This is a genomic window from Nocardia suismassiliense, from assembly GCF_900269665.1.
Classification (GTDB): Bacteria; Actinomycetota; Actinomycetes; order Mycobacteriales; family Mycobacteriaceae; genus Nocardia; species Nocardia suismassiliense.
Genome location: NZ_LT985361.1, coordinates 4,958,402 through 4,978,087 on the forward strand (window position 1 = coordinate 4,958,402; position 19,686 = coordinate 4,978,087).

18 protein-coding genes are annotated in these 19,686 nt (G+C 66.7%); 11 read left to right on the forward strand and 7 right to left on the reverse strand.

Going from position 1 to position 19,686, the window contains the following annotated elements:
* Positions 1-282: 282 nt before the first annotated feature.
* The 3 genes from DBO33_RS22270 to DBO33_RS22280 are packed head-to-tail and all read left to right on the forward strand — an operon-like array spanning position 283 to position 2,631.
* Positions 283-1,263 (forward strand): YncE family protein, encoded by a 981-nt coding sequence (locus DBO33_RS22270; protein ID WP_107660497.1) that lies wholly within the window; start codon positions 283-285, stop codon positions 1,261-1,263.
* Positions 1,263-1,550, forward strand: a complete 288-nt coding sequence (locus DBO33_RS22275) for a DUF5703 family protein (protein WP_228540747.1) — start codon at positions 1,263-1,265, stop codon at positions 1,548-1,550. Before DBO33_RS22270 ends, DBO33_RS22275 begins: the two co-directional genes overlap by 1 nt.
* 4 nt (positions 1,551-1,554) lie before the next feature.
* Complete coding sequence (locus tag DBO33_RS22280) at positions 1,555-2,631, forward strand: quinone-dependent dihydroorotate dehydrogenase (RefSeq protein ID WP_107656770.1); 1,077 nt, start codon at positions 1,555-1,557, stop codon at positions 2,629-2,631.
* A 7-nt stretch (positions 2,632-2,638) separates the two neighbouring features.
* On the opposite strand, the gene DBO33_RS22285 is transcribed toward DBO33_RS22280, so the two are convergent.
* Positions 2,639-3,016, reverse strand: coding sequence for a hypothetical protein (locus tag DBO33_RS22285; protein ID WP_107656771.1), 378 nt, complete (start codon positions 3,014-3,016; stop codon positions 2,639-2,641).
* 474 nt (positions 3,017-3,490) lie between these two features.
* Complete coding sequence (locus tag DBO33_RS22290; RefSeq protein ID WP_107656772.1) at positions 3,491-3,829, reverse strand: hypothetical protein; 339 nt, start codon at positions 3,827-3,829, stop codon at positions 3,491-3,493.
* 514 nt (positions 3,830-4,343) lie between these two features.
* On the opposite strand from DBO33_RS22290, the gene DBO33_RS22295 reads away from it, so the two are divergent.
* From DBO33_RS22295 to DBO33_RS22305, 3 genes are all read left to right on the forward strand, one after another.
* Positions 4,344-5,852: a carbohydrate kinase family protein gene (locus DBO33_RS22295; RefSeq protein WP_107656773.1), complete on the forward strand. Its 1,509-nt coding sequence runs from the start codon at positions 4,344-4,346 to the stop codon at positions 5,850-5,852.
* 366 nt (positions 5,853-6,218) lie between these two features.
* A complete protein-coding gene (locus DBO33_RS22300; protein ID WP_107656774.1) occupies positions 6,219-7,145 on the forward strand; it encodes a GTP cyclohydrolase II in 927 nt (308 codons plus the stop codon).
* Between the two features lie 201 nt (positions 7,146-7,346).
* Complete coding sequence (locus tag DBO33_RS22305; protein WP_107656775.1) at positions 7,347-9,176, forward strand: AMP-dependent synthetase/ligase; 1,830 nt, start codon at positions 7,347-7,349, stop codon at positions 9,174-9,176.
* A gap of 65 nt (positions 9,177-9,241) precedes the next feature.
* On the opposite strand, the gene DBO33_RS22310 is transcribed toward DBO33_RS22305, so the two are convergent.
* From DBO33_RS22310 to DBO33_RS22325, 4 genes are all read right to left on the reverse strand, one after another.
* Complete coding sequence (locus tag DBO33_RS22310) at positions 9,242-9,784, reverse strand: YbhB/YbcL family Raf kinase inhibitor-like protein (protein ID WP_107656776.1); 543 nt, start codon at positions 9,782-9,784, stop codon at positions 9,242-9,244.
* 14 nt (positions 9,785-9,798) lie between these two features.
* Entirely contained in the window at positions 9,799-11,160 is a 1,362-nt protein-coding gene (locus DBO33_RS22315) for a M20/M25/M40 family metallo-hydrolase (protein ID WP_107656777.1), read from the reverse strand.
* A gap of 161 nt (positions 11,161-11,321) precedes the next feature.
* Positions 11,322-11,963 (reverse strand): LysE family translocator, encoded by a 642-nt coding sequence (locus DBO33_RS22320; protein WP_107656778.1) that lies wholly within the window; start codon positions 11,961-11,963, stop codon positions 11,322-11,324.
* A gap of 47 nt (positions 11,964-12,010) precedes the next feature.
* On the reverse strand, positions 12,011-13,174 hold the full coding sequence (locus DBO33_RS22325; RefSeq protein WP_107656779.1) for a MalY/PatB family protein: 1,164 nt from the start codon (positions 13,172-13,174) through the stop codon (positions 12,011-12,013).
* Between the two features lie 70 nt (positions 13,175-13,244).
* Between DBO33_RS22325 and DBO33_RS22330 the strand changes: the two genes are divergently transcribed.
* From DBO33_RS22330 to DBO33_RS22350, 4 genes are all read left to right on the forward strand, one after another.
* Positions 13,245-13,739, forward strand: coding sequence for an Lrp/AsnC family transcriptional regulator (locus tag DBO33_RS22330; protein WP_234390980.1), 495 nt, complete (start codon positions 13,245-13,247; stop codon positions 13,737-13,739).
* Between the two features lie 112 nt (positions 13,740-13,851).
* Positions 13,852-14,625, forward strand: coding sequence for a PP2C family protein-serine/threonine phosphatase (locus DBO33_RS22335; RefSeq protein ID WP_107656780.1), 774 nt, complete (start codon positions 13,852-13,854; stop codon positions 14,623-14,625).
* A 1,115-nt stretch (positions 14,626-15,740) separates the two neighbouring features.
* Positions 15,741-16,526 (forward strand): bestrophin-like domain, encoded by a 786-nt coding sequence (locus tag DBO33_RS22340; protein WP_107656781.1) that lies wholly within the window; start codon positions 15,741-15,743, stop codon positions 16,524-16,526.
* A gap of 1,178 nt (positions 16,527-17,704) precedes the next feature.
* On the forward strand, positions 17,705-18,238 hold the full coding sequence (locus DBO33_RS22350; protein ID WP_107656782.1) for a hypothetical protein: 534 nt from the start codon (positions 17,705-17,707) through the stop codon (positions 18,236-18,238).
* 55 nt (positions 18,239-18,293) lie between these two features.
* Here DBO33_RS22350 and DBO33_RS22355 read toward each other — a convergent pair whose 3' ends face one another.
* Complete coding sequence (locus DBO33_RS22355; protein ID WP_107656783.1) at positions 18,294-18,563, reverse strand: hypothetical protein; 270 nt, start codon at positions 18,561-18,563, stop codon at positions 18,294-18,296.
* 499 nt (positions 18,564-19,062) lie between these two features.
* Here DBO33_RS22355 and DBO33_RS22360 point away from each other — a divergent pair, with 499 nt between their 5' ends.
* Entirely contained in the window at positions 19,063-19,665 is a 603-nt protein-coding gene (locus DBO33_RS22360) for a dihydrofolate reductase family protein (RefSeq protein ID WP_107656784.1), read from the forward strand.
* Positions 19,666-19,686 lie beyond the last annotated feature (21 nt).

Below are 19,686 nucleotides of genomic sequence, written 5' to 3' on the forward strand. Positions count from 1 at the left end.
GATCTCCCTGATTTGGACACTGTTTCAGCTCAACCGTAACCCGCATCACCGACATTCTCCCCCAGCCGCCACCCCGGTACGCCGCGATGGTGCGCCATCATGGTCAGATGATGGAGTTGCGATGAATCGTCGGTAGAAGGAGTTCGGTGGATGCGCCCTCGCGGCTGGGTTGGATTGGCGGCGTTCGCGGGCACCTCTGTGATTTCGCTCCGCGACCGTAACCGCGGCGTTGGATCGGCGACACGCCCGGGAGTCTCCCGCGTCACCACCGCCCTCGTCGGCGTGACGACCCTCGCGCTGCTGGCCGGCTGCTCTTCCGGCTCGAACAGCGACAACCTCCCCACCCGGGATCCGGCGGTTGCCGCGGTCTCGCCCGCCGCGACAACCCGTCCGGCAGGGGACGTCGTCGGGCTCGCCAACCCCGTCGGTGCGCTGTTCGCCGAGGCCGGCACCGGACAGATCGCCGCGCTGGGGTCCGGCACCACCCTCGCCCTGTTCGACCCCGCGACCCTCACCGCCACGCCGCGCACCCTGTCCCTGCCCGCGCCCGGCGCAAGCCTCGCCCAGGGCAAACCAGGCGAACTGCTGATCCCGGTGCCCGGCCGGATCATCCGCGTCGACGTCGCCACCGCCGCCCTCACCGAAGTCCCCGTCGACGGCGACGCCAGATCGGTGCAGCGCCGCGACGACGGCACCCTGCTCGTCGGCACCGCGGACGGCAAGGTCCATACCCTCGACCCCGAAGGCAAGCTCGTCCGGACCGTCGACGGCCTCGCCTCCGCCGACGCGCTCGCCGTCACCGAGGACCACGTGGCCGTGCTCGACCGCCGCCAAACCTCGGTCACCGAGATCGAACTGGGCAAGAAGAACCTCGGCTTGGCTCTGCGCGCGGGCGACGGCGCCACCAACATGATCACCGACCGGTTCGGCCGGATCATCGTCACCGACACCGACGGCGGCGAACTATTGGTCTTCAGCGCCGGACCTCTCCTCCTGCGCCAGCGGTTCCCGGTAAACTCTTCGCCTTACGCGCTTGCCTACGATCAGCGGTCCGACACCGTGTGGGTGACGTGCACGCAGAGCAACGAAGTCGTCGGATTCGATCTGTCGACAGGTATTCCGACCGAGGTCGGCCGTTACCCCACGGTGCGGCAACCGAATTCGGTGACCATCGATCAGCGCACCGGTGACATGTTCGTAGGGTCCGCGGCCGACGGCGGTCTGCAGCGGATCCGCGCGGACGATCGGAAGAAAGGCCAATGATGACTCGGGCAACGCGGGCAGACGACGAACCAGCTTCACCACGCGAGCAGCGAGCGCGCCGCAGCGCGCTGCCCGCGGGCTGGGAAACCACCAGCGACGACTACGAATACGTGCCGCTGCGGCTACCACCCGAGGTGACCAGGGTGACCGCGTCCATGCGGCTGGCCATCCAGGCCGAGTTCGGCGGCTGGGAACTGTCCCGCGTGCGGGCCTATACCGACGGTAGCCGCCGGGTGCTGCTGCGCCGCCGAAAAACCGCACTACCCCAGCCGGAACCGGGAATGTGAGCTGATGTACGCCCTGTTATTACGCCTGATGTTCCTGGTTCCGCCGGAACGCATCCACCACTTGGCCTTCGGCGTCATGCGCCTGGCCGCGCGCTTCGCGCCCACGCGCTGGCTGATGACCACCGTCTTCGCCGGCGGCGATCCGATCCTGCGTAACACCGCCTTCGGCATCGACTTTCCGGCGCCGGTCGGCCTGGCCGCCGGTTTCGACAAGAACGCCGACGGGGTAGATGCTTGGGCGCCACTGGGTTTCGGCTTCGCCGAGATCGGCACCGTCACCGCGCAGGCCCAGCCGGGCAATCCCGCGCCCCGGCTGTTCCGGCTGCCTGCCGACCGCGCGCTGATCAACCGTATGGGCTTCAACAACTTCGGGGCCGCGGCCGCCGCCGAGCACCTGCGCCGCCGCCGCGGTGACGTGCCGATCGGCGCGAACATCGGCAAGACCAAGATCGTCGAACCCGCCGATGCCGCAGACGATTACGCGATCAGCGCGGCACTGCTCGGCCCCCTCGCCGACTTCGTCGTCGTCAATGTCAGCTCCCCCAACACTCCTGGACTGCGCGACCTGCAAGCGGTGGAGTCGCTGCGCCCGCTGCTGCAGGCCGTGCTCGACAGCGTCCAGGTGCCGGTCCTGGTGAAGATCGCCCCCGACCTGTCCGACGAGGACATCGACGCCGTCGCCGACCTGGCCGTGGAACTCGGCCTGGCCGGCATCGTCGCCACCAACACCACCATCCGCCGCGACGGCCTGCGCACGCCCGCCGACGAGGTCGCCGCCATGGGCGCGGGCGGACTGTCCGGCGCCCCCGTCGCCGACCGCTCGCTCGACGTGCTGCGCCGCCTCTACCGCCGCGTCGGCGATCGGCTCGTGCTCATCTCCGTCGGCGGGATCGAAACCGCCGACCAGGCGTGGGAACGCATCCGCGCGGGCGCCACGCTCCTGCAGGGCTACACCGGGTTCATCTACGGTGGCCCGTTCTGGACGCGCAAAATTCACCGCGGGCTCGCACAACGCTTGCGCGACAACGGGTATCAGAACATCGCCGACGCGATCGGCGCGGAGTACGCCGCCAACGCCTAGGTGCCTGCTAGCCGCGCACGAACGGCGGATCGATGGCATGCCCGTGCCGATGCGGTCGCACGGACCGCTCGCCCGGTGCCGCGTCCGCCGGCAGCGCCAACCGCGCCGCCATCCGCTGAGCCAGCAGCACCACCGCCTCGGTCAGCGTGACGCCCAGTGCGCTGGCGTAGTTGGTCATCCGGACCATCGCCCCCGGATCGTCCACCGCCTTCGGGTCGCCGAGCAGTTCGTCGAGTTCCATGCCCGCCCGGGCCTGGTCACGGGTCAATTGCCGGTCCGGCAGCCAGCTGAGCCGCCACACCTCGATGCTCGAATCCGCTGCCCGATGGGCGGATTCGGGTGTCCTGTCACTGGTCATCGACCAGGCCGTCACGTCAATGGTCACGACGTCCTCCTGTCGTGCATCCGGTGTGCAGTCGGAGACTGGGGTGCTGCACGGTGGTCCCCCGTTGGTCGGCGCGCGACAGTCCGCGTGGTGCCGAACGGCCTCGCTCCTGGAGGTGGAGGAGACCGCGCCGGGACGTGACGACCGCTTTCGGGGTGCGTCGAATCTCGGCCGAAGGTGCTGTGTTCGAAGAATCACGCTCGTCACCAGGCCCTCCCGCGTACCTGGCGGGGCGATCGAATCGCCAATTTCAGTGTGGCACTTGCCGTTCTCAATGGTCAATTGCCGATGTTCATCGATAGTTGACGGTCCGCCGCCTCCCTAAACCTCCTATCGTGCACGGCAGGGGATGACGACCGGCTTCAAGGCTATGGAGAGTGTGTCTCGAAGATGCCTCCACTGCATTCCAGAATGGTTGCCGTACGCGGGGTCGTGCGGTCGCCGCCATTCCCGGACCATGGTTGACCGCCGATCTCACCGATGACTCCACAACACGCCCGAATGGTCGTGCGGCACAGCTTGGTCACGACGGAGCCGCGCTGCCATTCGCTTGGCCAGCAAGATCACCGCGTGCTCGCGGAGGATGCCGAGATGATCCGCGCACGCGGCGACCCTGGCCTGCGCCATCCGATCGTGCACCGCATCCGGATCGCTGAGTAGTTCGTCGAGTTCCATACCCGCCCGCGCTTGGGCCGGGGTGAGCGCACGATCCGGCAGCCAACTCAGGCGCCACGAGTCCTTTTCCGCCACAGCGCGGTACGCCGACTCCGGGGTCACGGTGCTGCCGATCCAGTTCGCCGTCTGAATGATCATGCCTGCCTCCGCAGGGCGAGGTGCCGCGCGGTCAGCCGTGCGGCACTGTGATTTCGAGTTCTTCGGCCCAGCGCGAGCGGGGGCCTGCAAGGTTGTCGTGCGGGTTCCGCACCCGCAGCGCACAACGCCCATTCTGGGGGGGTGACGCTGCTGCCCGATCTGTTGGCGCGTGTTACCGGAGTCTCGCCGAGAAACGACGTCATCGAATCCGCGACTGCCTAGCCGATAGTGGAATTCGGTTCCAACTCGGTCGCGCCGCCGTCGGGCTTGCGCCGACTACGCCGACGGGTGTGCCGTATCAACAGAATCACTTTCATCACCAGGGACCTCCCAGTCAGCTGGTGCGGCGAACTATCGCCGAGTTCAGTGTGGCAGTTGCCGATAACGAACGTCAATTGACATCAGTATGGGGCGATTGACATGCAATTGACGGTAATTGCAGCCGTACGTACCGTTGGTTACCAGCGGTTCGCCTGCGGCCGGGAGCTGAGGACCGAGACGGAGGAGGCCTACGATGGCCGTCCATGAGTCGGATATCGTCGCCGTGCGCAGCGCGCTCCAGCAACTGTCCAAACACCGAGGACTGACACCGAAACGGTTGCGGACCACCGTCATCGACGCCGGCACGCTCTTCGCCCTGCCCGCGGTGCAACGCCGCCACCGCCAACTCGGCGGCGAGGTGCCGGAGGCCTTGATATCGGTTGTCCGAGAACTGGCGCAACAGTTGCCCGCCACCGACCGGATCATCGTCGATGCGGAATTGACCCTCCGCCTACTCGACACTGCGTCGGCGCGAGAGCTGAATGTCGAACAGCTCTACGACAACGAGCTCGGCAAACGTCGCAGCTACCTGGTCGAGCAGTGGCGGGCTTTGCATGCGGCAGTCGGGGCGGACGACGTACCGCCGACTCCAACCGAACGCTCGCTGCGGAGCACCCCGGAACGTCACGCCTTCACCGAACTCGCCAAGGCACTCACGGCGGGGGCGGTCCGCACCGCCGAATCGACGACTTTCCCCGGACCCCGAATCGACCGTCGCACAGCAGGTCCCGTGGTCACGGTGATCGGCGACGCGGTCATGGATCTGGTGTTTCGAACCGACCACATACCGCTGTCCCCCACCTCACACACCTCGACGCGCGCGAAGCACGAGTTTCGACCAGGTGGCAAAGGACTGTATCGCGCGGTGGCGACCGCTCGTCTCGGCTTGGACGTCCGGTTGCTCGCGGCAGTCGGCGACGACGCAGAGGGCCGCCGCATCATCGAATACCTGCGGTCGGAGAACGTCGATACCGAACTGGTACGGATTGTTCCGAACACGCCGACTCCGGTGGTCTGTGTCCTCGTGACAAACGACGGTGTAACCAGCTTGGTCAGTAAGACAGACGAAATCCGGCTCGGCGAAGACGACCTGAACGCCGCCGCCGCGCGCGCGACGCTCGCCGCCACCAGCGTCGTGCTGCTCACCTTCGAGCAACCCGGCAGCATCGTCGAGCTACTGCTGGAGATCATTCGGACGCTGCCCGATCGCCCGGTGGTCGTTCTGCATCCGGCACCGCCGGAGGAAGCTCCTGCGCGTTTACACCAGTTCCTGAGCATCATCGACTATCTCGTGGGTTCCCCTGCCGAACTCGAACGCATCGCGCAGCAGACCCACCGGCTGAGCGTCGACGAGGCGATCACGCAGCTTCGGCTGCTCGGCTCTCGCTCGGTGTGCGTGATCGAGAACTTCCAGGCCACCGTGCATTCCGACACGGTGGATGTGCACGTCCCGCGATTCCAGGTGGAACTGGAAGACAGCCCGGCCGTGCGCGCCGTCTTCTCCGCCGCGCTGGCTTACCGCCTGGCCACCTCGAACTTGCCCGCCACCGAAGCCGACTTCGTTTGGGCGACAGCGGCCATGGTGGCCGCTCGATCCGGGTTCCTGCTGCACCGCGACAACGACCTTGTCGACGAGATCGATCGCATCATCCGAATCGCCGAGGAGCAGCAGCCCCGTACCGAATTGCTGGACAAACGCTGATTGAGACAGCCTGAATCATTAACCGCCCCTTGCCGTCCCGCAGCGTCCGGCACACACCTGGTAGAGCACCTGTGATCTAGAGCACATCCCGTGTCGGGATGCTTGCCGCCCGGTAGCTTCGCCGCGTCCATCAGAAGTCTTACGGGCCAACCGATATCGCGCCGGAACGTACATACCGGACACCACTCGGTCACTTGGAACGTCGCGGTTGGACCGTTGAAATGTGCGGCGGACTCGATCGAATCGGAGTAAGAATCGATCTGGAACGTACCCCCTGTCACCGTGGATGTGCCGCCTCTGCTTCAGCCGCACAATTCCCTCCGCCATGACATCCGAGAAGTCCTCCGACAGACACTTGGAGACACCTTGACCACGGGATCGCAGTTTCGCACCGACACCGTCCATCGACTGACCCGCAAGGGTCACCAGCTGAAGGTTCGGGTCGACGACCTACCCGGTGGAGCCGAATACGGCTTCATCCTGGTCGCCGGTGACATCGCAGACGGATGCCTGGTCCGGATCCACTCCCGATGCGTCTACGGCGACGTGCTGGGATCGGAAGATTGCGACTGCGCGGCACAGCTCGACCGGTCACTGGACCTCATCCAGGCCGAAGGCAGCGGCGTCCTGATCTATCTCGAGCAAGAAGGGCGCGGCGCCGGGCTGGTGGCCAAAGCTCGCGGCAAAAATGTCCAGGAACACACCGGCGTCGACACCTTCTCCGCCTATCGGGCACTCGACCTGGCGCCCGACAGCCGGGATTACCTGCTCGCCATCGTGGCACTACTGCGCCTGGACCTCGAGTCCGTGCGCTTGCTCACGAACAACCCGGAAAAGATCCGGCCGCTGCAGTACGTCGGCATCCGAGTGGAGGTGCAGCCACTGCTCATCTCGCCGCCCAACGAAGAGGTGCGACAGTACCTGGAGGCGAAGCGGCTCGAGCGTGGCCACCGAATCCCCGAGGAACTGACCGCGCCCGCCGCAGAATCGGACCGCCAGTCACAGAGCATGCCGCTCGTCGGTTACGCCTTCCGGGCGCCGCGGTGGCGCACACCGAAATTCTCGAGCCGCTGGGATCCTCGTCGGCGCGCTCAGCCCGGGCCGGAACGCGCGGTGGCGATCACGTTGCGCGAGACGGACTTCGACACGGTCTCGGTGTGGGAGGACGACGATCGTCCGGCCGCCTCGGGCCTGCGCGGCGTCCGCGCATGGCTCTGGCAGGAGCTCAAGCGACGGTGGTCGGCCGACCGAGCCCAGCGCTTCGGCAGCCATGCTTCGCCGCGCATAGCCTGAGCGGCTGTCCGGTACCTAGCGGATTTACCAGCTACTACGCCTGCGATCTGGCTACGATAAGTGAGCCGCGCCACTCCTGGTGCGCCGACCCGTGAGAAACTGACTGAAGCGTCATTTCATTGTGTCAGGATCGGGTCTCGAATCGCCCGCGTGTGGACGCCGCGAGGCGCGATTCATGGCATGAATATCGGGAACAGGGATATGAAGACAGACATCGGCTATGCGCACAAATCGGGCAAAACGGTCTACACGGTTCCGGAGGCGTTCCAGGAGACCCGGACGCTGCGACCTGAGCAGGTGGCGTTGCGGACGGTCGGCGGAACACAGCAGATCACCTGGCGCGAGTACGGCGAACGGGTGCAATCCATCGCGGCAGGACTGGCCGGACTGGGTGTCGGGCCTGGCGACACCGTCGGGATCATGCTGACCAACCGGCCGGAATTCAACCTGGTCGACACCGCGGCGCTGCACCTGGGCGCCACCCCGTTCTCGATCTACAACACCAGTTCGTCCGAGCAGATCACCCATTTGTTCACCAATGCGGCGAACAAAGTGGTCGTGACGGAACAGGTTTTCCTGGACAAAGTGACCGGCGCGGGCGTCGAACTCGCGCACATCATCCTGGTCGACGGCCCGGCGGCCGGCACCATCACCCTCGCCGAGGTCGAGGCGAACCCCGCCGCCGACTTCGATTTCGACGCGGCCTGGCGGGCGGTCAAGCCGGATGACCTGGCCACCCTGATCTACACCTCGGGCACCACCGGCCCGTCCAAGGGCGTAGAGGTTTCGCACCGCAACGTGATCGCGCAGATCATCGCCCTGGTCAACGGCCCGCTGCCGGTCGGCCTGGACGACCGTTCGGTGTCGTACCTGCCCGCCGCGCACGTCGCCGACCGCATCTCCTGCCACGCCATCAACCTGATCACCGGCGTGCAGGTGACCACCGTGCCGGACCCGCGCGAGGTCGCCGCGGCCCTGCCCGACGCCCGCCCGACCACCTTCTTCGGGGTGCCGCGGGTGTGGCAGAAGATCAAGGTCGGCATCGAGGGCAAGCTCGCCGCCGAACCGAGCGGGGTGAAGAAGGCGCTCGCCAACTGGGCCATCGAGACCGGAAAGGCCGCGGCCCGAGCCGATCTCGCGGGTCGCAGCCGCGGCCCCGTCCTGGCCGTACAGCACAAAGTCGCCGAGGCGCTGGTGCTGTCGAAGCTGCGGCACGCCATGGGCTTGGACGCGCTGAGCGTGCCTGCCTCCGGCGCCGCGCCGATCCCGCCGGAGACGCTCGAATACTTCATCGGCCTCGGCTTCCCGATGAGCGAGGTGTGGGGCATGTCGGAGACCACCGGCGTCGGCACCTTCACCGAGAAGGACAAGCCGCGCCCCGGCTCGGTCGGCCGCCCGGTCGACGGCCTGGAGCTGCGACTCGACACCGACGGTGAGGTCCTGGTGCGCGGCCCGATCGTGACCCGCGGCTACCGCAACATGCCGGAGCAGACGGCGGAGGCGATCGACGACGACGGCTGGCTGCACACCGGCGACGTCGGCACCCTCGACCCCGACGGCTACCTGCGCATCGTGGACCGCAAGAAAGAACTGATCATCAACGAGGCGGGCAAGAACATCGCGCCGAGCAATGTCGAGAACGCGGTGAAGGCCGTGTCCTCGCTGGTCGGCCAGGTCGTCGCGATCGGTGACGCCAAGCCCTACATCGCCGCGCTGATCGTGCTCGACCCGGATGTTGCGGCCTTGCGCGCCAAGGAGTTCGACGCCACCGACGCCGATGTGGCGACGCTGGCGACCCGCAAGGAGATCCTCGACGAGGTGCGGGCCGCGGTGCAGGCGGGCAACGTGAAGCTCTCCCGGGTGGAGCAGATCAAGCGATTCACCATTATCGGCGCGATCTGGGAGCCGGGTGGCGACGAGCTCACCCCGAAGATGTCGCTCAAGCGCGCCCCGATCGCCACCAAGTACGCGGCCGAGATCGAGGCGCTCTACGCGAAAGAGCCCTCGGACAAGGTCGTCAACGTCAAGTAACCCGCCGGCCCCCGATAACGACTGTGGCCCTGAGCATTTCGCTCAGGGCCACAGTCGTTCAGCGATTACTTCTGCTCGTAGGTGCCCACGATCGTGGCGCGCGCGATGGCGTGCGAGAACAGGTTGAACCCGAGGTAGGCGGGCGTCGCGGACTCGTCGAGGCCGAGGCTCTCCACGTCTACCGCGTGCACCACGATGAAGTAGCGGTGGTAGCCGTGTCCGGGCGGCGGTCCCGCGCCGACGAAACCGGCGAACCCGCCGTCGTTGCGCAAGGTGATCGCGCCGGTCGGCAGCGCACCACCCTCCTCGCCGCTGCCCGCGCCGGTCGGCAGCGAGGTCGCGCCGACCGGGATGTCGGCCACCGCCCAGTGCCAGAACCCCGCCGCGGTCGGCGCGTCCGGGTCGTACACGGTGACCGCGAAACTCTTTGTCTCCTCGGGGAATCCGGACCAGGACAGCTGCGGCGAGATGTCCTTGCCGCCCGCGCCGAAGATGCCGCTGACCTGATCGTTGCCGAGTGGCTGACCGTCGGTGACGTCGTCGGAGGTCAGCGTGAACGACGGCAGCTGCGGCAGCGCGTCGTAGGGATTGTAGGAGTAATCGGGCACGGGTTGTCCTTTCGTCAGCTGTTCAGCAAAAAGTGTTCCAGCACCCGGGTGCCGAACTCGAGCGCCTCCACCGGAACTCGTTCGTCCACGCCATGGAACAGCGCGGTGAAGTCCAGTTCCGGCGGCAGCTGCAGCGGCGCGAAGCCGAAGCAGCGAATGCCCAAGCGGGCGAACGCCTTCGCGTCGGTGCCACCCGAGAGCATGTAGGGCACGGTACGGCCCTGCGGGTCGTGGGCGAGGATCGCGTCGTTCATCGCGTCCACCAGATGACCGTCGAAAGTTGTTTCGTAGGAGTCGAGTTTGGTGATCCACTCCCGTTCGACATCCGGGCCGATGAGCTCGTCCACCTCCCGCTCGAACGCCGCCTGCCGGCCGGGCACCACCCGGCAGTCGACGACGGCCTCCGCGGTTTGCGGGATCACATTGGCCTTGTACCCGGCCTGCAACATGGTCGGGTTCGCCGTATCCCGCAGCGTCGCACCGATAATGCGGGAGATGGTGCCCAGCTTCGCCAGCTGGCCCTCGATGTCGGGGCTGTCCGGGTCGAACTGCAGTCCGGTCTCCTCGGCGACGGCGGCCAGGAACTCGCTCACCGAATCCGACATCACCACGGGGAACGTGTGTTTGCCCAACCGCGCGACCGCGTCGGCCAGAATGGTGACCGCGTTGTCCTCGTGCAGGAACGAGCCGTGTCCCGCACGGGCCTTGGCGCGCAACCGCATCCAGCCGAGACCCTTCTCGGCGGTCTCCACCAGATACAGCCTGCGTTCGGTGCCGTCCGGGCGCGGCACCGTCAGCGAGAAGCCGCCGACCTCCCCGACGGCCTCGGTGATCCCCTCGAACAGGTCGGGCCGGTTGTCCACCAGCCATTGCGAGCCCCACTTGCCGCCGTTCTCCTCGTCGGCCAGGAAGGCGAACACGATATCGCGGGGCGGCACCGTGCCCTCGAGCTTGAACTGGCGCGCGATCGCCAGCATCATCCCGACCATGTCCTTCATGTCGATGGCGCCGCGGCCCCACACGTAGCCGTCGCGCACCGCACCGGAGAACGGATGCACGCTCCAGTCGGCCGCCTCGGCGGGCACCACGTCCAGGTGACCGTGCATCATCAGCGCGCCGCGGCTGGAGTCCGCGCCGGGCAGCCGTGCGAACACATTGCCGCGCCCGGGCGCGCCCGACTCCACATACTCGGTCGTATACCCGGCCTGGTGCAGTTGTTCGGCCACCCATTCCGCGCATTCGCGCTCGCCCTTGGTGGTGGCCAGGTCGCCGGTGTTCGAGGTATCGAACCGGATCAGCGCGCTGACCAGGTCTACCACCTCGTCGACCGCGCGAGAGCTGCTGTTGGGGACCGATCCTTCGACAGTTGTGGACACGTACCCTTTCCTACCACCTGTCCGTACTCCTGTTTCCCATCCCTCCCACCGCGGCGTACCCGCGCGGGGCCGGGCGACACAGCGTACGGTGCCGATCGGCCCGGCCGCAGGGGTCAGCATCACGGTGATCGCAACGCCGTAAGTCGCTCCGGGGTAACGGATCAGGGAGTGTCGAGCGCCAGCTTCAGGCCGAGGGCGACCAGCACCGAGCCGGTGAGGCCTTCCATCCCGCGCTTGACCGAGGGCCGATCGAACCACGACTTGGTGAACCGGACGCCGCAGATCAGCACCGTGGACCACAGCACTCCCTCGACGAAGTGGACCAGGGTGAGTGCGGTGCCCATCAGCAGGTGCGGTGCGTGCGGCGGGATGAACTGCGGCAGCATCGCGATGTAGAACACGCCTACTTTGGGGTTGAGCAGGTTCGACGTCGCACCGCGCGCCCAGGCCCGCAGCAGACTGCCGCTCGCGACGGCGCGGTCGTCGACCTGGCCGGCACCGAGGTCGCCGGAGCGCAGAAGCGCGACCAGGCTGGTGAGTCCGAGCCAGATCAGGTAGATCGCACCGGCGATGCGCAGCACTGTGTACGCCCATTGTGAGGTGGTCAGCAGCACCGATAGCCCGCACGTCGTCGCGATGCCCCACACCAGCAGTCCGCTGCCCACCCCCAGTGCGGTAGCGAAGGCGGTGCGGGTGCCGCGGACGATCGCGGAGCGCAGGACGAGGGCGGTGTCCAGGCCGGGAACCAGGGTCAGGAACCCCGCGACGACGGCGAACGACACCAGTGCGGTCCAAACGCTCACTCATCCAACCTATCTCGCTCGATTACCTTGTGCCCGTTCATTTTTCGTCACCGATTGAGGTGCTTGTGCACCGCGTCGTTCATGCGGCCGAGCATCTCCGCGAGGACCGGGCGATAGGTCGCGAAGTTCAAGCGCGCGAATCCCGCACCGCCGGGGCCGAAGTCCGGGCCGGACAGGAGTTTGACCTTCGCGTGCTCGAGGAAGAAGTCCGCGGGGTCTCGGCCGAGTTCGAGGGCGCGACAGTCGAGCCAGGCCAGGTAGCCCGCGTCGGGGCGGTGGAACCGGCTCTCGGGTCGCAGCGTCTCGGCGACGAGGTCGCGGTTGGCGGTCAGCAGCTCTCGGGTCGCGGCCAGCCATGCGGCACCGTCCCGCCATGCGGTGCAGGTCGCCAGCACGCTCAGCGCGCTCACCTGTCCGTACAGCTGCGGTGGTTGCGCGTCCAAGGCGGCGCGGACCCGGCTGTCGCCGACATGGGCGACGCAGCACCGCAGTCCGGCCAGATTGAAGGCCTTGCTCGCGGAGTTGAGAGTGACTGTGCGCGCAGCGATTTCCGGACCGAGCGAGGCGAACGGGGTGTGCCGGTGCCGCTCGTGCACGAGCTCGGAGTGGATCTCGTCGGCGATCACCAGAAGATCGTTGCGGGCGGCGATCTCGGCGATGGCCGTGAGTTCGTCGCGATCGAACACGTGGCCCGTCGGGTTGTTCGGGTTCACCAGAATCAACGCGCGGCAGTTGTTGCTACGAACATCCTCGGCCATCCGGTCGACATCGAAGGTCCAGCCGTCGGCCTGCTCGACCATCGGGATGGGCACCAGACGTCGCCCCATGAGCTCGATGGTTTGCAGGAACGGCGGGTACGCGGGGGTGTGCACGGCGATCGCGTCGCCCGGCCGGGTCATCAGTTGCAGCACGATCTGCAGCACCTGAATGAGCTCGGTGAAGACGTACACGTCGTCCGGGTCGATCCGGAAGTCGTACTGCTCACGCATACGATCAGCGAAGGCTTCCTGCAACGGATTTCGATCGGGACGCTCATCCCACGCGGGGTAGCCGAGGTCGCCGTCCACCGCCTGCCGCAGTGCCGCGCGCACCGGATCCGGCACCGCGAAGTCCATGTCCGCGATCCACGCGGGCAGCACATCCGCCCCGGCGCGCGCCCATTTGATGCCTGCCCGCTGCCGCAGCACGTCGATATCGACCAGATCTTCCATGAGCTGAACCCTAGAAGGAAGGCCGCCGGACGCGATTGACAATTTTCCCGTCGGCACGCAAATTTATTGCGTGAGTGTGCTGCCGTTGGACGATATCGATCACCGACTGCTCGAGCTGGTGCAGGTCGATGCGACGCGACCGCTGCACGAGCTCGGTGCACGAGTCGGCCTCTCCCCCAGCGCGGTCCAGCGCAGGCTCATCCGGCTGCGCACCGGTGGGGTGATCACCGCGCAGGTCGTCGTGATCGATCCGCGCACGGTGGGCATGGGTTTGACCACCGTCGTGCTCGTCGAACTGGCCGAAGACGACGCCGACCACTACCTCGCGTTCTGTGAGCGCATGCTCGCCGAACCGGCCGTGCAGCAGTGCTATTCCGTTGTGGGCCAATGGGATTACGTCGTGGTCATGATCACCGAGGACCTCGCCGCCTACCGCCGGATCTCGAACGAGCTGTTCGTCGGGGACAAGTCCGTGCTCCGCTACGAGACGCTGCCGACCTACGAAAGGGTCAAAGCCCAACTCGCCGTGCCGTTGTCGGCGTCGCGCCCAGAGACCAAACTGTAATGGGCTTCACAGGAACTGCACGGCAAACTGTTGCCGACCGCACGGGTTGGCGCGCTTTACTGGAAGAGTGCCGAGCGGCACGCGGCAAGGGTGCAGTCCGAGGAGGTCAGGCATGTGCTCGGCACCTGTCACGGACGGCCCCGATCCCGAAGTCGTGCGACTCAGCGGTACCGCATGGGAGTCGTTGAGCAGGCGCGGTTCCCGCACCCTCAACGCCGACGCCGCGGCCGCCGTGATCGATCCGGTCACCGGGAAGACGGCGTTCGTCGTCGCCGACGGTGTCGGTGATCACTTGCCCGCCGCTCGGGCGGCACGCACCGCGGCAGAGGTCGCCGCGCACGTCGGCGCACGCACCGGCGCGTTCGCCGGAATTGTTGCGGCCCAACGCGAATTACTGCGCCAGTTCCCGCAATCCGAGGCCGACAGTGTGCTCGTCATCGCCGTGCTGCCGTCCGCGGGACAACCCGACGGGCCGTGCGAAGTCGCCTGGGTCGGGGACTGCCGCGCCTACCGCTGGAACGGGCGGGTACTGCACCAGATCACCACCGATCACACCGTCGGCGAATTCTGGCGCACCCGCGGTTACGGTCCGGCACCGCGACTCGATCATGTGGTCCTCACGTCCGTCCGCACCGTCCGGCCCGCAGACATCGGTCACGCGGGCACCGGCTCCAGTACCGGCAGGCTGCTGCTGAGCACCGATGGTGTGCACAAACGCCTCGACATGCCCGTGATCAAAGCGATGCTCGCCGACGGGGAATCAGCTGCCCACGTCGCGGAAGCCTTGGTGGACAACGCCCTTCGCAGCGGCGGCACCGACAACACGACCGCCCTCGTCGCGGATTGCGGACCTTTTCTCGAACGAACCAGTGACGACGCCGAGTAAGTGACGGCCGCCGGCTTCGAATGCGCGGGCGGCATAGCGGTGCGCAGCCGGTTCATCATCAACGGGACTGGCAGCAAAGCCGAAAAGCCTCACCGTGTACTCGAGGGCTGCAGCACCTGTCCAGTATCCGGTGAGATTGCCACTATGGCCCACTGGCACAGGTGGACGGTGGCCGCGCACCTCAGTACCAACGGAACGGGGTCGCGCATCGCCGGAGTAACCCTGCCACCATCTCCCGCTCAGCGCAGAGCCCGGCGGCGAGAGGGACACCGTGACGGACACGTGCAAGTGGGGCACCACCATCTCCTGCTCAGCAGGGAGGCAGGCGACGGGCGGAACACCGTGGCGGACCGTGCGACTGGAGCGCCACCACGTCCCGCTCGGCCCGAAGTCGGGCGGCGAGAGGGACTTGGTGGCGGAGAAACACGACCGGGAGCACCCTCATGTCCCACCCGGCGCGGAGTCGGGCGGCGGACGGGACGCAGTGGCGGACCGTGCGACTGAGGCGCCACCACGTCCCACCCGGCGCAGGGTCGGGCGGCAAGAGGGACACAGTGGCGGAGAAGTGCGCGTGGGAGCGCCACCACGTCCCGCTCAGCGCGGACTCGGGCAGCGCTCGGGACACGATGGCGAAGACGTGCAAGTAGAGACGCCATCACGTCCCCCTCGGCGCGGCGTCCGGCGGCGAAAGGGGCGCGATGGCGGACCGTGCCAGTGGGGTGTCACCACCATGTCCCGTCGAGAATGCCTGCCACTGTGGCCCACTGGCACAGGTGGTGCGGGGTCGGGCGGCGAGCGGGGCACAACGGCGGAGAAGCACGAGTGAGAGCGTCCTCGTTTCCCTTCGATCACGAACGGGAGCGGTCTGCCGCTAAGTGTCCGGAAAGCGGGCTGGTCCTCGAAATGGTGCGCCGGGGAACATGTATTTGCTGTTAATTCGCTCGGCTATTCGTTTGATCATCACACTTCGGTAACTTCCCCAACTCGTGGTGGCCTACCAGGGCTAATCTTCGACGGTTGCTGTTCTACTATGCCCATGCCGGGGTTGCCTCGGCCGCTCGACCATGCACTCGGAAATCTGTTGTACCGAACTTTGCGCGGGAAAGTGGAGTGGGATGGCTCAGGAATTGCTCGTCGCTATCTGTGCCGCGATGATCGCGGTGGCGGTATTGGTTGTCGGGGATCGGATACGTCCGAAATCATGGCGGCAAAACAGTGACGAGTCGTCCAGTCACCTCGCACTCGATCTGGCGAAAACCATCTTCACCGCGGTGCTCGCCTTCGTCTTCGTGGCTTGCTGGAACCAGAACCAGAACGCGTACAACCACACGATCACCGAGTCGAAGGGCCTGGTCGACACCCACCTGGCCATCCACGCGCTGCCTGCCCCGGACCGGGACCGGATCCACGACAAGGTCATCGCTTACACCGATCAGGTCCTCACCGAGGAGTGGCCGCTCATGGAGCGCGAGCGACGGCTCAGCCCCAACACCGAGAAGACGCTCAACTCACTGCGCGCCGCCGTCATAGCCGTTCAGTCGGAGGATCCGACCGTCATCGAGGCACGCACCCGGGCGCTGACCGGTATCGACCGGGTGACCCAAGCCCGCCATGATCGCGCGATCGACGTGGTCCGTAACCTCCCCCAATTCCTTTACATCGCACTGTGTTTCGGCGCGGTACTGGTGCTGCTGAACCCGGTGCTGACCGGCATGCTGGTCACCCGGCGCAGCGTGGCGATGACCGCGCTGCTCGGCGTCATCATCGGCTCCGCACTGCTGGCCATCCACGACCTCGAGCGACCGTTCTCCGGCGTGCTCGGCGTGCCGACCGACGCCTTCCGCTACGCCCAGTCCCAGTACGAGCCCAGCAGCGACAGCCCGATCACCACCGCCGAATGAGCCGTCCACAGTTGCGGTCGGAAGGTATCGCGCCGCGGATAACCAGAGGCGCAAGAGGATTCGTCGTCGTAAGCGCGTTCGTACCCGCGGCATTACTGTTCGGCGGCCGGTCAGCCGCCGACGAAACGATCCCGGACCCACCGCCCGTCGCCGACGTGACCGCAGGATGGATAGCGCAGCAAGGCTTCTCAGCCGGTGGTGCGCCGCAGACGGACGCACCGGCCGATGGCGCGCTACCGGTAGGCGCCCCAGGAGATGCGGCACAACCAGACTTCTTCACCGGCGGCGCAGCCCAACCGCACGTCTCACCAGGTGGCCCAGCTAAGCCGCGGGCCTCGGTTGATGCCACGCCACCAGTCGGCTCCCCATGGGCCGCGGCCCAACCAGATTTCTCCACCGACGGTGCAGCCCAACCACACTTCTCGCCTGGTGGCGCCCCACCGGTAGGCGTCCCGGAAGCCGCAGCTCGGCCAGACTTCTCCACCGGTGGTACGGCGCAGACGGATGCACCGGCTGGTGGCACGCCGGTGGGCTCTCTGGGGGTTGCGGCGCATCCAAACTTCTCGACCGGCGGCACCGTCGAGCCGGACGTCTCGCGCGGTGACGCGTCACCGGTAGGCGTCCCGGAGGCCGCAGCTCACCCAGACTTCTCCACCGGTGGCGCGGCCCAACCGGGCGACCCTGCCGGTGACGTCGCGCAGCAACACTTCGGCGGTGGCGGAGCCGCTGAGCCCGGCGTCCCCGTCGACAGTGCCGCACCAGCAGACGCTCCGAACGCAAGCACGCCACCGGCAAACGTCCCGGCCGGCGGCACAGCCCAACCAGACATCCCAACCGGAAGCGCGGCCCCGGCAGACAACTCGACCGGAAGCGCGGCCCCGGCAGATGCCTCCACCGGAAGCCCAGCCCCAGCAGACAACTCCACCGGAAGCCCAGCCCCAGCAGACAACTCCACTGGAAGCTCGACCCCGACAGACGCCTCGACCGGAAGCGCTGTCCTGCAAGGTGTCTCGATAGGAACCGCCGCAGATGGAGGCTCACTCGCACTCGAACCTCCACCGACACCTGCCGCAGCCGGAGCACTTCGAATCAACGGTGCTGCCGACACCGCGGACGACGCGGACCCGGCGACACCTGCGGCGGCCGGAAACGCCGCGCTCGGCGTCGACACCGGCAGCATGCTCACCGCGTGTGTCGGTAGCGCGGCGGGCGCCGCGTTGTTGTTCCTCGGATCCGCCGCAGGCTCCGGCCTGATCGGACCAGGAATCCTCGCCCCACCCTGGTGGGCGGTCGGTTCGGCCGGGTCCGCACTGCTCCCGCCTGCCTCCGGCTCGAGCGGATCCGCAATCGGCAGTGGGGTCGTCGGCAGTGCGATGGCGGGCAGCGCGGTGGTGACCTGCCTCCTCACGCTGTCCACCGTCACTCCCCCGCCCACACCGTCACTGCCGCTACTCATCCCGTCCCCGATCCCGATACCGAATCCCCCATTTGTGCTGCCCGTCTCCGCACCCGTCGCCACCCCCGAATCCGCAACCGCAGCACAACGGTTGCCCGTCGCGGCGGCGACACCACCGGCCGTGACGGCGGAGGCCGCACCGACGTCGGACCTCTTCGGCTGGAACACCCTCGAGATCGTGGTGTTCATCGTCGTGCTCGTGCTCGTCGCCATCCAGGGCTCCGCCGAAGCCGCCCGCAAGCGGCAGCGCCAGTAACGTCGAATTGGTTGGGCCACAACAGGGCCCAACCAATTCAGTCAGCTACTCGGTGCTACCTGCCGGAGAGCGCGTACGACGGGGAGTGCCCGGCGTCGTACCCGCACCGCCATTCTCTGATGGCGTGTTCACGCTGGAACTGCTGGCCGGCGTCGACGCACTGCCCGTGGGTCCGGTACCAGCCGAGGTGGCGCCACCCGGCCAGTTCCGACTCCGGTGCGAGCTTGGTATAGCTGGGCGAGGCGACCGCGTTAGCCGGAGCGGACATTCCGGTGAGCCCCAGGATCGCGATCCCGACGGCCATGACTGCTGCACGTATGCGCATTTCTCATCCTATCTCTGAAGGGTAGTTCGAACCCCAGATACCGATCGGTCAGCGACTGCTGATGTCGGCCTACCCGCACTGGTGGGGTGATCCTATGTTCGAAGATCACCACCATGATCGAAAACCGGGAAATTGTCGGCTGAATTCAATTGAACAACAGCGGGTTTCGCGCAAACTGCCTGATCAACCCACTTTCGGAGTAATGAATCACTCCGGTGATCAGTAATGGCTATGTGAGCTATACGCCTGCGGCACAACCATTTACACGTCAGGCATCCTCGATGATTTAGTTCAGTTCTTGATTATGTTGCGCCCCAATACCTTTTCCGACTGATAAAGCTGAATCGGGCTTCACGTTGCCGTACTTCCCTATGAACGTAGGCCTCCGATCAACGTTCGGAGGTCTACTCAGGCAGTTACGGTTACCCCACCGCTCGGCCGATGAGTTTCCGGCTCCCGGCCCGTCGAAACTGATGACCCCCTAGGAAAGGACACCGCCATGTCAGAGCTTCTGGTCGACTTCATCACCTCCCTCGACGGCTACGCCTCGGGAGAGGGATGGCCCGGATTCTGGGGCCTCGAGGGCCCGGAGTACCTCGCCTGGCTCGGCGAGCAGCCCGAGGCCACCTACCTGATGGGAGCCAACACCTACCGCCTGATGTCGGGCTTCGCCGCCGGCGAGGTCCCGGACGGCCAAGACGAGTTCAGGCCCGAAGAAGAGGCGTCCGTCGATGAGCTCACGAAAGCGTCCAAGGTGGTCTTCTCCTCCTCACTCGAGCAGCTGACGTGGGCCAACTCCACACTCGTCCGCGACGACGCCATCGAGGCCGTCCGCGCCTTGAAATCGAGTGGCTCGGGGCTGCTCAGCACGATCGGCAGCCTGAGCCTGTGCCGGTCGCTGCTACGAGCCGGACTCGTCGACCGCTTCCGGGTCGTGATGTTCCCGGTCATTACCGGCGCCACCGGCGCGGAACGCATCTACGACGGCTACCCCGACGTCGCCCTCGAGATGATCGAGCACCGCACCTTCGACAGCCGCATCCAACTGGTCGAGTACAAGCCCCGCGTCCTCGAACACCCGCCGCTCGGCGCCCCGGCGTGACGTCGCCTGTCCGGACTGGCG

Coding starts and splice junctions, on each gene's coding strand:
- DBO33_RS22275 (WP_228540747.1), top strand. CDS start 1,263: ATGACTCGGGCAACGCGGGCAGACGACGAACCAGCTTCACCACGCGAG.
- DBO33_RS22280 (WP_107656770.1), top strand. CDS start 1,555: ATGTACGCCCTGTTATTACGCCTGATGTTCCTGGTTCCGCCGGAACGC.
- DBO33_RS22290 (WP_107656772.1), bottom strand. CDS start 3,829: ATGATCATTCAGACGGCGAACTGGATCGGCAGCACCGTGACCCCGGAG.
- DBO33_RS22295 (WP_107656773.1), top strand. CDS start 4,344: ATGGCCGTCCATGAGTCGGATATCGTCGCCGTGCGCAGCGCGCTCCAG.
- DBO33_RS22305 (WP_107656775.1), top strand. CDS start 7,347: ATGAAGACAGACATCGGCTATGCGCACAAATCGGGCAAAACGGTCTAC.
- DBO33_RS22325 (WP_107656779.1), bottom strand. CDS start 13,174: ATGGAAGATCTGGTCGATATCGACGTGCTGCGGCAGCGGGCAGGCATC.
- DBO33_RS22335 (WP_107656780.1), top strand. CDS start 13,852: ATGTGCTCGGCACCTGTCACGGACGGCCCCGATCCCGAAGTCGTGCGA.
- DBO33_RS22340 (WP_107656781.1), top strand. CDS start 15,741: ATGGCTCAGGAATTGCTCGTCGCTATCTGTGCCGCGATGATCGCGGTG.
- DBO33_RS22350 (WP_107656782.1), top strand. CDS start 17,705: ATGCTCACCGCGTGTGTCGGTAGCGCGGCGGGCGCCGCGTTGTTGTTC.
- DBO33_RS22355 (WP_107656783.1), bottom strand. CDS start 18,563: ATGCGCATACGTGCAGCAGTCATGGCCGTCGGGATCGCGATCCTGGGG.
- DBO33_RS22360 (WP_107656784.1), top strand. CDS start 19,063: ATGTCAGAGCTTCTGGTCGACTTCATCACCTCCCTCGACGGCTACGCC.